The sequence below is a fragment of the Paenibacillus sp. Y930 genome, from assembly GCF_056786375.1.
Map to the genome: position 1 here is coordinate 833,022 of NZ_JBXCIX010000001.1, position 13,088 is coordinate 846,109.

At 39.6% G+C, this 13,088-nt stretch carries 14 protein-coding genes and 1 other annotated feature; all 14 genes read right to left on the reverse strand.

Features of this window, described 5'->3' with window-relative positions; genetic code table 11:
• Positions 1 to 487 precede the first annotated feature (487 nt).
• Complete coding sequence (gene pheA, locus AC1TO5_RS03985) at positions 488 to 1,360, reverse strand: prephenate dehydratase (RefSeq protein WP_482061477.1); 873 nt, start codon at positions 1,358 to 1,360, stop codon at positions 488 to 490.
• Positions 1,360 to 2,343 carry a homoserine kinase gene (gene thrB / locus AC1TO5_RS03990; protein ID WP_482061478.1) on the reverse strand — a complete coding sequence of 328 codons (984 nt, stop codon included), beginning with the start codon at positions 2,341 to 2,343 and terminating at the stop codon, positions 1,360 to 1,362. The genes pheA and thrB overlap by 1 nt, the downstream gene beginning before the upstream one ends.
• A gap of 4 nt (positions 2,344 to 2,347) precedes the next feature.
• Complete coding sequence (locus tag AC1TO5_RS03995) at positions 2,348 to 3,634, reverse strand: homoserine dehydrogenase (RefSeq protein WP_482061479.1); 1,287 nt, start codon at positions 3,632 to 3,634, stop codon at positions 2,348 to 2,350.
• 49 nt (positions 3,635 to 3,683) lie between these two features.
• The gene (locus tag AC1TO5_RS04000) at positions 3,684 to 4,121 is read right to left on the reverse strand and encodes an ACT domain-containing protein (protein WP_482061818.1); all 438 of its coding nucleotides are present in this window, start codon (positions 4,119 to 4,121) and stop codon (positions 3,684 to 3,686) included.
• Between the two features lie 114 nt (positions 4,122 to 4,235).
• On the reverse strand, positions 4,236 to 5,576 hold the full coding sequence (obgE, locus tag AC1TO5_RS04005; protein WP_482061480.1) for a GTPase ObgE: 1,341 nt from the start codon (positions 5,574 to 5,576) through the stop codon (positions 4,236 to 4,238).
• Positions 5,577 to 5,589: 13 nt separating this feature from the next.
• Entirely contained in the window at positions 5,590 to 6,324 is a 735-nt protein-coding gene (locus AC1TO5_RS04010; RefSeq protein ID WP_482061481.1) for a Spo0B domain-containing protein, read from the reverse strand.
• 150 nt (positions 6,325 to 6,474) lie between these two features.
• Positions 6,475 to 6,786, reverse strand: a complete 312-nt coding sequence (gene rpmA / locus AC1TO5_RS04015; protein ID WP_482061482.1) for a 50S ribosomal protein L27 — start codon at positions 6,784 to 6,786, stop codon at positions 6,475 to 6,477.
• Between the two features lie 16 nt (positions 6,787 to 6,802).
• Entirely contained in the window at positions 6,803 to 7,147 is a 345-nt protein-coding gene (locus tag AC1TO5_RS04020; protein WP_482061483.1) for a ribosomal-processing cysteine protease Prp, read from the reverse strand.
• A gap of 11 nt (positions 7,148 to 7,158) precedes the next feature.
• A complete protein-coding gene (gene rplU / locus AC1TO5_RS04025) occupies positions 7,159 to 7,470 on the reverse strand; it encodes a 50S ribosomal protein L21 (RefSeq protein ID WP_482061484.1) in 312 nt (103 codons plus the stop codon).
• A gap of 16 nt (positions 7,471 to 7,486) precedes the next feature.
• Positions 7,487 to 7,568, reverse strand: a sequence feature (ribosomal protein L21 leader region).
• 44 nt (positions 7,569 to 7,612) lie between these two features.
• Positions 7,613 to 8,824 carry an Rne/Rng family ribonuclease gene (locus AC1TO5_RS04030; RefSeq protein WP_482061485.1) on the reverse strand — a complete coding sequence of 404 codons (1,212 nt, stop codon included), beginning with the start codon at positions 8,822 to 8,824 and terminating at the stop codon, positions 7,613 to 7,615.
• A gap of 33 nt (positions 8,825 to 8,857) precedes the next feature.
• Positions 8,858 to 9,739 (reverse strand): M50 family metallopeptidase, encoded by an 882-nt coding sequence (locus AC1TO5_RS04035; RefSeq protein WP_482061486.1) that lies wholly within the window; start codon positions 9,737 to 9,739, stop codon positions 8,858 to 8,860.
• Positions 9,732 to 10,481 carry a peptidoglycan DD-metalloendopeptidase family protein gene (locus AC1TO5_RS04040; protein WP_482061487.1) on the reverse strand — a complete coding sequence of 250 codons (750 nt, stop codon included), beginning with the start codon at positions 10,479 to 10,481 and terminating at the stop codon, positions 9,732 to 9,734. Before AC1TO5_RS04040 ends, AC1TO5_RS04035 begins: the two co-directional genes overlap by 8 nt.
• 664 nt (positions 10,482 to 11,145) lie before the next feature.
• The gene (locus tag AC1TO5_RS04045; RefSeq protein ID WP_482061488.1) at positions 11,146 to 12,291 is read right to left on the reverse strand and encodes an FtsW/RodA/SpoVE family cell cycle protein; all 1,146 of its coding nucleotides are present in this window, start codon (positions 12,289 to 12,291) and stop codon (positions 11,146 to 11,148) included.
• A 5-nt stretch (positions 12,292 to 12,296) separates the two neighbouring features.
• A complete protein-coding gene (gene minD, locus AC1TO5_RS04050; protein WP_482061489.1) occupies positions 12,297 to 13,088 on the reverse strand; it encodes a septum site-determining protein MinD in 792 nt (263 codons plus the stop codon).

Here is a 13,088-nt window from a genome sequence, read left to right on the forward strand (position 1 = left end):
GTGATCACAGTCCACGATTTTGAGCCACCTATTACAATAAGAGTTCAAAAAATGGGCTTTCGCAAGCCGAGCAGGTGAAACGTTACTTGAGAAAGGCGGAAGCGCAAATGTACGTAATTGGTACATGTGAACCTGCAATGTTTCTGCAAGAAACATACATCGGAAGCATACGCTAACTTTCCAAGTTCGTTTCAGATGCGATGTCGAATATGCTACGTTAGCATACTCGTCGTTATTAAAGTCAATTTTTTGAACTACCTACTACAATAAGAGTTCAAAAAATGGGCTTTCAGAATCGAGCAGGTGAAACGTTACTTGAGAAAGGCGGAAGCGCAAATGTACGTAATTGGTACATGTGAACCTGCAATGTTTCTGCAAGAAACATACATCGGAAGCATACGCTAACTTTCCAAGTTCGTTTCAGATGCGATGTCGAATACGCTACGTTAGCATCCTCATCGTTATCAAAGTCCGCTTTTTGAACCACCTATAAAAGTTGTTCGTATTTGTAGCTTGGGTAGCATCCTAACACCCTCACCTGACACCCAATCGCTTCCACTTCCTGCAAGGCAGATTGTAATAAATACTCCTCAAGCGAAAAGTTAATTTCAATATAAAAATAATAACTACCTAGCTTTTTCTTCGTCGGACGTGATTCGATTCGTGATAAGTTAATTCTTCTCCACGCAAACGCTGATAACACTTGATGCAACGCACCAGCATAATCTTCAGGTAGTGTAACAAGAATACTTGTTTTCACATTACTACTCTCACGAGCTGTATATGGCTGATCGCCAACTAAGAAAAAGCGCGTGTAGTTGTTATTATGATCGGTTACTGATTCCACTAATATATCTAATTGATTATTAATGGAAGCCGTCTTTGTTCCAATCGCAACAATACCTTCACCAGGATGATCTGCTACGATCTTCACTGACTCCGCCGTACTACTTACATGCTCCGTTGCAGCATGTGGAATATTTTCGCGAATAAAGTTAAGACATTGCGACATCGCGACAGGATGGCTAATCACTTTTTTTACTTTCGAATAATCTAACTGCCCCGAATCAGTTAATAACTCTGAACGACGACCGATAAGATTTTGATTCGAAGGATATACCCATTCCGCTTGGATAGGTAGATCGACCTCATGAACAAGCCAATCTAAATGTAAACTTACTGAACCATCAATCGTGTTTTCTATCGGAATAACGCTATAATTGCTAATACTATCCACAGTTGAGCGAAACACATCGGCAATCATGCGATGATGCTTCCATTGCACCGAGTCCTCATTGAAAAATAACTTGGCTGCTTCGTCTGATACTGATCCTGCTGGCAATAGGGCTACAGTGTTCATTAGTGTCCTTCTCCTTTAACCAAATCCATAAACGCGATTGTTTCACCTTGCGTAGTAGATTCGTAAATGACTCGCGCGCCATAAATATCAGGAGATAGCCACATCGTAGTAGCTGTAATGCCCTCCTTCTTCATGCACTCAAGTAAAAATTGTTCAAGTTCCTCTTGCTTCGTACTTTGTGAATCAACAAATGCAATTAAAGTAGGCCCTGCACCACTAAGCGCCACTCCTAGTGCACCTTTGTTTGTAGCATGCTCCAAAATATATTCCATTCCAGGAATTAATGCTGCACGATATGGCTGATGCACGCGATCTTGCATTGCAAAGCGAATTAATTCTAGCTGACCTGACGCTAATGCTGCGACAAGTAGCGAGCTACGACCTATATTGAAGACAACATCAGCTTTACTATATTGAGCTGGCAAAGCATGTCTTGCTTTTTCAGTTGAAAGTTGAAAATCCGGTACAATGACTAACGTTTCAAGCGTACTAGGAGGTGTAAGCTTCACGTATGGGGCTGTTACTTCATCCCATGAAGATATGACAATACCACCAAAGATTGACGCTCCTACATTGTCTGGGTGTCCTTCTAGCTCAGTTGCCATATGAAATAGCTCGTCCTGCGTTAATTTGTTTCCAAGCAACGCATTGGCAGCTACTAGTGCACCAACGATTGCTGATGCACTGCTTCCTAAGCCACGAGTTAACGGAATCTCGCTATACATACTTATTTTCAGCGCTTGCTCTGGTATCCCCACCTTAGCGAACACCGATTGCGCTACTTTATATACCAAATTATTGTGATCTGTCGGAATACCTTCCATACCATCACCATATAAATGAATCTCTGTTTGCTCCGCTACAGTAAGCTCTAACCATGCATATAATGATAAAGCCATACCTAATGCATCAAAGCCTGGACCCAAATTAGCAGTGCTGGCTGGAATTTTCACAACTACCGATTGTTTTTCTATTTTGTTCATACACTTATCCCTCTACTCGATATACGCTCTTCACTTCATGAATAACATCAATTGCATTGAATGATGAAAGTACATTTTGAATAGCGGCTTTGCTAGCATCATGTGTAATGACGATAATCTCAGCATCAGTTTGATTTTCATTAGGCTGTTGCAATACAGATTCTAAGCTTACTTCATGATTAGCAAATTCCTGCGTAATACGAGCAAGTACTCCCGCACGATCGGCAACTTTAAGCAGCAAGAAATATTTAGAAGAAATTTGATCATCTGTTTTCAGCACCGTTTGTTTATACGCTGTATTTACTCGTTTACCACTAATACCAAGCTTAATATTTTTACTTACTGCAACAAGGTCAGCAACTACCGATGTTGCTGTTGGCATTTCACCTGCACCTGCGCCATAGAACATCGTTTCACCTACAGCTTCACCGTATACTAGCACCGCATTGAATACACTGTTAACTGACGCGATAGGATGAGAATTTCTCACCATAGTAGGCTGAACGGATACGCTCACTTGATTTTCATCACATTCAGCGATACCTAGTAATTTCAATTGATAACCAAGTTGCTTCGCATATTGAATATCATCTTTTGTAACAGAAGATATTCCTTTAACAGACACATCGTCCAAAGAAACAGCTGTATGGAAACCAAGACGCGCTAAAATCGTCATTTTACGCGCTGCATCAAGTCCTTCAACATCACTTGTAGGATCCGCTTCCGCATAACCTAATGCTTGTGCTTCTTTTAGTACATCGTCATAAGATGCACCTTCTTGCGTCATTTTAGTTAATATAAAGTTTGTTGTACCATTGACGATACCCATTATTTTTGTAACGCGATCTGAGGAGAAACCATCAATAAGTGTTCTAATGATTGGAATTCCACCAGCTACACTCGCTTCATAGTACACATCACAGCCATTGCGTTGTGCAATTTCTAATAATTCCGCTCCGTATAGCGCCATTAAGTCTTTATTGGCAGTAACAACGTTTTTACCAAGATTAAGTGCTTCAACGATATAATCCTTTGTATCTGTCGTTCCACCCATCACTTCGATTATTACATCGATTTCGGGATGACGAACAATCTCCCAAGCGTCTTCTGTTAATTTTTCACGATCAACTTCAATACTGCGGGCTTTGTTCACATTGGAAACGAGTATTTTTACAATCTCGATAGAGCTTCCAACTTGATTATGCAAATCCTCTTGGTGATTTTCCACGATACGAACAACACCAGTACCTACAGTACCTAGACCTAACAGTCCTACTTTAATTGGTTTCATCTATATCCCTCCAGAGTTAAATTTATTACCGTGGTTGTTGTTAAACTACCTACCCCTGACCGATTACTGCCGCATGACGTACCCCAGCCTGCCCCTTCAACAACTGTACAAATGGTTCTATATCCTTTGATAAGCCAGAAACATCTATAGAAAGTACTACATTGGCATAGCCTTGTAATGGAATACTTTGATTCATAGTAAGTAAATTACCACCATGTGTAGCAATAATACTAAGCACGCTAGACAATATACCCGATCGGTGTTCTAAGTCCATCGCTATCGTAATAATTTGCTCCCTAGCCATTTCAGCTAAGGCATACACACCATCTTTGTATTTATAGAAAGCACTTCTACTCAATCCCACTTGTTCAACTGCTTCATTGATCGTATGTGCTTTTCCACTTTTCAATATTTCCTTTACCTGAATCGTCTTTATGATCGCCTCGGGCAAAATATCCTCTCGGACGACAAAAAATCGAGTAGTCATCATTGTCCTCCTAGAAAAGACATTTGTTCTCTTATAGTGGACATTATATCGAATATACGATTTAATTACAATAGGCTGTACAAAAAAAAGACGACCTCAGTCGCCTTTTCATCGTTAGCTATTTGGATTATAATCTGAACCTTCGAAGAATTCAAAAGAGAATTCGCCAATACGAACCGTATCGCCATCTTTCGCCCCGCGTTTACGAAGCTCTTCATCAACGCCCATATTACGTAACATACGTGCAAATTTCATAACAGCATCATAGCTCGTCATATTAAAGCGTTTCATAAAGCGATCCACTGCTTCACTTTCAAGCACAAAATCTTCATTCTCACGAGAAATTTTGAAGCTCGCTTCTTGTTTACGCTCGAATTTGAACACTTTACGTTGCTCTCCTTCTTCAGCTACAATGTCTTGTGCTTGCTCTTCAGCAAGTTGCTTCTCAACAATATCAAGTACATCCGCAGCTTTATAAAGAAGATCTTTAATACCCTCTTGAGTTAATGAAGATATTGGAACGATAACATGCTCTTTTTCACCGTCATACTCTTTCAATTGCTCTAAGAAAATTTCCATGTTATCCGCAGATTGTGGCATGTCCATTTTATTAGCTGCAATAATTTGCAAACGGTCAGCTAGCTTCTCATTGTAAAGACTTAATTCATTATTAATTTTAATCCAGTCATCAAATGGATCACGACCATCTGTCGCTGACATATCAATAACATGAATGATAACACGAGTACGTTCTACATGACGTAAAAATTCATGACCAAGTCCAATTCCTTCATGAGCACCTTCAATTAGTCCAGGAAGGTCAGCCATAACAAAGCTTCTTCCGTCACCAACTTCAACTACACCTAGATTGGGTGAAATTGTTGTAAAGTGATACGCACCAATTTTCGGTCTCGCTCCAGAAACGACGGAAAGCAATGTTGACTTACCTACGCTTGGGAAACCAACCAATCCAATATCTGCCATTACCTTCATCTCAAGAACTACCCAGCGTTCTTCACCAGTCTCACCATTCTCCGCGATATATGGAGCTGGATTAGTTGGCGTCGCAAATCGCATATTACCACGACCACCACGACCACCTTTACCAATAATAACTTGTTGCCCGTGTCTCGTAAGATCGGCAATAATTTCCCCTGTATCATCGTCAGTAACGGTTGTACCAGGAGGAATACGTACAATGGTATCTTCTGCACTTGCTCCGTGCATTCCTTTAACTTTACCGCGTTCACCACGGTCAGCTTTAAAGTGTTTTTGATAACGGAAATCCATAAGCGTTCTTAAACCTTCATCTACACGGAAGATTAAATTACCGCCATTACCACCGTCACCACCATAAGGTCCACCATTTTCAACGTATTTTTCACGTCGGAATGAGATTAGACCATTACCACCGTCGCCGCCTTTTACAAATATCTTAGCCTTATCGACAAACATGACTTGCCCCCGTTCACGCTCTAGTTATCTGCAAATCAATTTGCTCGACTGATAATGCACCAATGATTTGTACAGATCTAGCGCCATTCAACTGCTGTTCTATTTTTTGTTGCCACAACTCTTTATTACGCATGATACCATTAAATATAAAATGTATATTCAAATGATCTTGATTGTTCTCAAATTGTAATTGGAGAATCGGCTCTGATGACATATCCATATCTGCATACAATCGATACGCCGATATCATAGATATAATAATCTCGCTTACTTGCTCATTCTCTATAGTCATCGATCGTTGTTCTTCATTAGAGACAAAACTAACTTCTAAAATGAAATTACTCGGAATCGTTCGAAAGCCAATTAGATAACTAACAAGATAAGGTTCCTCTAGCTTTGAGATTGAACTCTCCGCTAACATCTTCCCCTTTATTCGTTCTACATATTCAGTAATACGCTCTTGCTTGCCAAGTCGAATATAACCAAATAGTACTTGTAGATCATTCATCCAATCATGACGATGATGATTCATCGTTGAAATCCATTGCTTATGTGTTGATTTTAACGTCAACGATAGCTGTTCCTTGTGTATCTTCTGCTCCACATAATAATAAATAGCACCAATAGCTGCTACCCAAATTAATGCAAGTAGATTCATCCAACTGTGACTAGGCCAAACGAAGATTAATATTGCAGGTATAAAAGCAGTAAGCCATAGCCAACGTCGCCATACGTACCATTGCTCCATCTAGCAAATCCACCTCTTTAATTCACATGACTACTTCTAATGAAAATTCAAAATCGTGATCACAGTCAGCAATTTTAAACTACCTATTATACCATTATTGAAAAATAGCCCCGACCAAGCGATGCTGGAAGGGGCTACTTACGTTCGTTATTAAGCTTCTACTGCTGCAGCAACTGGTGCTAGTTCAACTGGGTATACGCTCACTTTTTTGCGTTCACGACCCCAACGTTCAAACTTAACCACGCCGTCAATCATAGCATATAACGTATCATCTTTACCGATACCTACGTTAGTTCCAGGGTGAATTTTTGTACCACGTTGACGGTACAAAATGCTACCACCAGAAACGACTTGACCGTCTGCACGTTTAGCGCCAAGACGCTTAGAATGAGAATCACGACCGTTTCGAGTAGAACCTACACCTTTTTTGGATGCGAACAACTGAAGATTTAATTTCAACATCTAGTGTCCCTCCTTCTTAACTGTTATTTGAATTGCGATCATGTACCGATACATGATCACCATATGATTGAGCGATCGAATCAAGCATCACAATCATAGATTCAAGCAATAACTGAAGCTTATCTTCCACTACTTGATCCGCGATTCGCGGAATAGGAGAAGATAACCAGCCATTCTTCATCTTAACTGGAAGCTCAACTCCCGCTAACGCTTCGATCGCATTCACTGTACCAACCGATACAGCAGATACACCTGCACAGACAATGTCTTTACCGTGTTTCGCATAATTAGCATGTCCTTCAACAGCGAATGATGCAATACGATTGTTATCGTTTTCTCGTACAATAGTGATCGTAATCATCTTAGCTCCTATTAAGCTTCGATTTTTTCGATTGTTACTTTAGTGTACGGTTGACGATGACCTTGTTTGCGTTTGTAGTTCTTTTTCGCTTTGTATTTGTATACAATGATTTTTTGACCTCTGCCGTGTTTCTCCACTTTTCCTGACACTTTAGCGCCAGATACAGTTGGAGTACCTGCAACAAAACCGTTGCTACCTGATACAGCTAGAACTTGGTCAAAAACAATGTTTTCTCCCTCGTTACCATCAAGCTTTTCGATGTAAATTACATCGCCTTCTTGAACTTTATACTGTTTACCACCAGTTACGATAATTGCGAACATAGTTGGTGCACCTCCTTATTTGTCGAAGACTCGCCTAATCAAGGTGTCATTGTTTCCAATGAGCTTAAACCCGACTCGTGCGGTACTTGCATCATTCACATTTGTGAACAATACACCAAAACATTGTATCATAAGTAGCCTATTACTTCAACTGAATTTCTTGTAATAGTTTTGAAGTATAACTATCTCGTGTTTTTTTACGTGTTAATTCCATTAATCCAAGTCTTGTCCAACCAAAGACAACACATTTCGCTCCATCGAATTTAACAGAATCATATAAAATTTTGTAGATACGATTACGATTTTCTTCATGCTCCATATCTATAAAATCAATAATTACAATACCACCTGTATCTCGTAAACGTAGCAATCTAACGATTAGCTGTGCTGCTTCAGCGTTGGTCTGATACAATGTATCTTCTAAATTATTATGACCAACGAATTTGCCAGTATTCACATCGATAACCGTTAACGCTTCGGTCTCTTCCCATATAATATAGCCCCCGTTTTCAAGCGGGATTTTACGTCCAAAAGCTGTCATCAATTGTTTGTGCACGCCATGCTCTGAAATAACTTTATGCTGTTGCTGTACAAAGCTCCGTATATTCGGTAATTGTTGCGGTGCAATCAGTTTCATAATAAGTTGAACTTCAGCTTGAAGCTCGGGTGAACTTACCCAAATCTCATCAACATCTGATTGATATAGATCACGAAAGATACGCTGTAGCAATTGTTCTTCACTGTGAAGCAAGTACGGTCCCTGCACCTTTTCGGACGTTTCAGAAATCTCTTTCCATAAATGACGAAGAGTCGATACGTCTGACTGTAATGATTCCTTCGTTTCACCAATAGCCGCCGTTCGCATAACAATTCCTTCATTATTAGCGATTAGCTGAGCTGCCATTTGCCGCAAACGCTCCTTTTCATGCTCATCTACAACTTTTTTGGATATACCAATATAATTTGCATAGGGCATATAAGCTAGCCATCTTCCTGCCAAATTATAATGAGTCGTTACACGTGCACCTTTATTGCCAAAAGGATCTTTCACTACTTGCACTATAAGCTCTTGACCGGGATAGGTAACCTGAGAAATGGTTGGCTTTTCTTGAGGTTGTTTATCCATATTAGGATCAAGCATATCATTTACATAAATAAATGCATTTTTCATAATACCAATGTCAATAAATGCAGCCTGCATACCAGGCAATACATTTTGCACGATACCCTTATAAAAATTTCCTACTAAGCTACGTCCTACTGTTTGCTCCACGAAGAATTCCGTCAGTTGTCCATCCACTAATAGCGCTGCTTGAGTATGATCTTTGTCCCTATGGATAAGCAATTGCTTCATTTCTCGTCACCACCTTTATCCGTTTCTTTCATTTTAACGGAAAAGTTCTCCAACTGCACGATGAAGATTAATCCCATCTGAGCTATATTGCAAAGTCTCTTGCTCAGAGTATAATTTCACTCCTTGTGTGGTGCTATCGACAACACATAAAAGATGCAGCTGTTCTCGTTTAAATCTTTTGAACACATCATACAAGCTTTGCTCTGATTGCGCTAAAATTGGCACAACTCGTGCTCCCGTAGCTTCAAGCTCATGTACACGCTTCAAACGAAATAGTAGAAATCTATAAAATAAAAAAGGAACATGTCGATGATAGGTCAGGTTAGAGTATAGTAAAAATATTCCGATCATTAATTCATTCAATTTAATTCCTTGAACATTCAAGAAAACAGGAAGAATAGCATATCCAATGAGAATAATGCTACAAACAATACTCATTCTAGCCGTCCACAGGAGAACATTAAAAAATTGAAAGCGATAACTTAACATAGCTAGTACTATTTTGCCACCATCAAGCGGCAGTATCGGAAGCATATTGAACGCCGCTAGCCATAAATTAGCTTGAATAAGATAGTTTGTCCATTCTAATGACCATAATCCCAAGTCTCCCATGATCCAAGCAAAGGCAGCCATCCAAATATTTTGCAACGGCCCTGCAATAGCAACAAGCCATTCATCTTTCGCTGATGCACCATTTCCCTCGTCAACTTCAACTACGCCCCCAAAAGGTAATAATCTAACTGCCTTTACACGCCAGCCAATCGCAAGTGCCATAACAATATGCCCTAATTCATGCACAATAACGAGTAAAAACAAAATAATTAACTCAAGAAAATATCCTGTCAGCATAGATGCTAACAATATCATAATAAATAGTGGATGAAGACTCCATTTGATTTGCAGCCATTTATTCAACTGAAATCACTTCCAACGGATCAATATACTGTTCCCCCTGCTTCATCGCTAGAAATAACACACTATAATCTTCATCTGCAATAGGTGCGAGCTTACCGATGCTTGCTCCAGCTTCTACCCAGTCACTAACTTCCACATTAACTTCATTCAACCTTGTATATATAGACATACGATTATCAGCATGCTGAATAATTACACTATCCTGCTGTTCCCTTACAAGAATTACTCTCCCTTTTGCTACAGCATGAACTACCGCATTCGAATCGCCCACAATTTCCACACCATTAAGCAATTGTGCAAATGAATGCAGAAGAATGCCATTTTGGATTGGTGCAATCGCTTCAACATTCTGGTTATGTTTAGCCAATGCTAGCTCGCTTTTATTACCGAAGCTAGGAATAAAAGATGGGGAGCCCGAGAAAATATCTTCATACCAGCCAGCTACCGCTACAAAGTTGATTGATGTTTGTAATTCATGATTCAACCAAACCTTCCCTTTATCAATATAAGAATTTGAAAACTGCGATGCAGCAAAAATAACAACGAGCAATACCAATGCAATGATTGTCTGTATTTTCAAATGTCTGAAAAAACTATACGTTTTTGAGGAATCACCTTCTGCTAGCACAGAGTGATCTTCTGGGGTGTTACTTTGGTTGCCACCATGCTCCCATGGATTTGCATTCAACTTCCAAAACTTTTCAGGATCATTCTCTACATTTGATGGCCGTTTACTCAACATAATCAACTCCATTTCCATTCATCTTCCTAATACGTATGAATGGAAGCGGACAAGTATGCACTACAAGGCGAGAAAAATGGACAGGTTCAGCGTTGTAGCTACACTGCAAGTGAAATTAGTTCTAGCATAGTCGTTCCGTTGTCTCCGTAACACCAAATTTGACACTACAGCATCACGTATCGCGCAACTTTCACTCTGTAACACCAAATTTGACGCTACAGCATCACGTATCACGCAACATTCACTCTGTAACACCAAATTTGACGCTACAGCATCACGTATCACGCAACATTCACTCTGTAACACCAAATTTGACACTACAGCATCACGTACCGTGAAACATTCACTCTGTAACACCAAATTTGACACTACAGCATCACGTACCGCGAAACTTTCACTCTGTAACACCAAATTTGACACTACAGCATCACGTATCGCGAAAATTTCACTCTGTAACACCAAATTTGACACTACAGCATCACGTAATAAAAAAAGCCCACCAATAAATATTGTGACTAGCACACATTTATTGGTGGACTACTATGAAATACTTAGCAACGTGTACGGTGCTTGTGCTTGGCTTTCGATAGAGGGCATATTCGCCGTCGACTACGCTACGTTAGCATAATCATCGTGATCACAGTCCGCGATTTTGAACTTCCCCTCAGTCGGGTAGCTCATACATATGCTGATGCGAGCGTATACTCAACACCAACCCAATACAGAACATATTGATCAGCAAGGAAGTACCACCGTAGCTAATGAACGGAAGTGTAATCCCAGTAATCGGCATTAATCCGATCATCATGCCGATGTTTTGGAAAATTTGAAACACGAACATGGAGGAAATCCCGATAATGATATACGAGGCTCGCCTATCTTTACAATTGAAGGAGGCGATAATCATCCGATAAATAAGCAAGAAATAAAGTAATAATAGTACAGCTGCACCTTGGAATCCAAATTCTTCACCGATAACTGCGAAGATGGAATCCGAATATGGATAAGGTATGAAACCACCATTTTTCATACCGCCTTGAAGATAACCTTGCCCTGATAACCCACCAGAACCGACAGCTTGTATCGCATTTTCCGATTGATGCTTCGCATCTTTGGATGCTTCATCAGGATTTAAGAAGGTATTAATACGTTGATACCAATGTTCTTTACCCTTATCATCAAGATATTTCTCAATATCTTCATTAAACGTATTAAATAGAAACAACACTCCCGCTATCGCGATTGCTAAAGCTCCTATACCGATTAGTACATGCAAATGCTTTACATTACCTATCCATAACATTCCGACAACAATTACGAAGTAAATTATTGCATTACCAAGATCGGGCTGGGCCATAACAAGTCCGAATGGTATAATCGAAAAAATTCCGATCGGAATAATATCTCTGCGGAATCGTAGCTGTTCACCTTGTCGTCTGCCCATGAGATATGCAATACCTATAATAAGAAATAATTTTACTACTTCAGCAGGTTGAACGGACATACCACCAATATCAAACCACCCAATAGCTCCATTAATCTCTTTACCTAAAGGGAAAATAAGTATTAGTGAAGCAATCCCAATAATATAGATGATCCACCAAGATTTCAGAAAGATTCTGTAATCGATAAATACTAACAAGATGACAACTACAAATCCGATAATATAGTACATTAATTGCTTATTTTCAAAGCCATGATACAATATCGTATTTTCGGTAGCACTTCGGATAATAAAATAACTGAAGAACATTAATCCAACAAGAATGATTAAGATCATCCAGTCAATTTTTTTGAGCTTATTAAGCAACTATATCATCCCATTCCAAAAAGCTTTCTGATCTTTTTGAAAGTGCCTACTTTTTCATCAAGCACCATCAAAGGAACCATATCTCCAAGCATACGTCTAGCGATATTACGATAGGCAATCGCCGCTTTGTAAGCAGGATTCAAAGCAACTGGCTCTCCATGATTGGCACTAGCAATTACTTTTTCATCATCCGGTACAATACCTAACAAATCAATTGCCAGCACTTGGCAAATATCATTAACATCAAGAATATCACCTGATTTCAACATACCAGGACGTATACGATTAACAATTAATTTTGAAGGTATTTTGTTCTGCTCAAGCAACCCGATTACGCGATCAGCATCACGAACTGCTGTCGCTTCTGGTGTAGTTACGATAATCGCACGGTCAGCACCTGCAATCGCATTACGGAAGCCTTGTTCAATGCCTGCTGGGCAATCGATAATAACAAAATCATGAGTTTGCTTCAATTCATTCACAATTTTACCCACTTGATCTGGTTTAATCGCATCTTTATCTTTCGTTTGGGCTGCTGGTAGCATATACAGCTCATCGAAACGTTTATCTTTAATAATCGCTTGCTCTAAGCGACAACGATTTTCTGCAACGTCACAAATATCGTAAATAATCCGGTTTTCTAGTCCCATAATAACATCCAAATTACGAAGACCAATATCGGTATCCACGAGTATTACTTTCTTCCCTAACAATGCAAGCGACGTACCTACGTTAGCAGATGTTGTTGATTTACCAACTCCACCTTTTCCAGATGTAACAACTATGGCTTCTCCCAT

What these genes read in the sequence shown, in the direction of transcription:
- AC1TO5_RS04030 (WP_482061485.1), bottom strand. Translation starts at nt 8,824, where the DNA reads ATGAAGCAATTGCTTATCCATAGGGACAAAGATCATACTCAAGCAGCG.
- AC1TO5_RS04000 (WP_482061818.1), bottom strand. Translation starts at nt 4,121, where the DNA reads ATGACTACTCGATTTTTTGTCGTCCGAGAGGATATTTTGCCCGAGGCG.
- rpmA (WP_482061482.1), bottom strand. Translation starts at nt 6,786, where the DNA reads ATGTTGAAATTAAATCTTCAGTTGTTCGCATCCAAAAAAGGTGTAGGT.
- obgE (WP_482061480.1), bottom strand. Translation starts at nt 5,576, where the DNA reads ATGTTTGTCGATAAGGCTAAGATATTTGTAAAAGGCGGCGACGGTGGT.
- AC1TO5_RS03995 (WP_482061479.1), bottom strand. Translation starts at nt 3,634, where the DNA reads ATGAAACCAATTAAAGTAGGACTGTTAGGTCTAGGTACTGTAGGTACT.
- pheA (WP_482061477.1), bottom strand. Translation starts at nt 1,360, where the DNA reads ATGAACACTGTAGCCCTATTGCCAGCAGGATCAGTATCAGACGAAGCA.
- thrB (WP_482061478.1), bottom strand. Translation starts at nt 2,343, where the DNA reads ATGAACAAAATAGAAAAACAATCGGTAGTTGTGAAAATTCCAGCCAGC.
- rplU (WP_482061484.1), bottom strand. Translation starts at nt 7,470, where the DNA reads ATGTTCGCAATTATCGTAACTGGTGGTAAACAGTATAAAGTTCAAGAA.
- minD (WP_482061489.1), bottom strand. Translation starts at nt 13,088, where the DNA reads ATGGGAGAAGCCATAGTTGTTACATCTGGAAAAGGTGGAGTTGGTAAA.
- AC1TO5_RS04040 (WP_482061487.1), bottom strand. Translation starts at nt 10,481, where the DNA reads ATGTTGAGTAAACGGCCATCAAATGTAGAGAATGATCCTGAAAAGTTT.
- AC1TO5_RS04020 (WP_482061483.1), bottom strand. Translation starts at nt 7,147, where the DNA reads ATGATTACGATCACTATTGTACGAGAAAACGATAACAATCGTATTGCA.
- AC1TO5_RS04010 (WP_482061481.1), bottom strand. Translation starts at nt 6,324, where the DNA reads ATGGAGCAATGGTACGTATGGCGACGTTGGCTATGGCTTACTGCTTTT.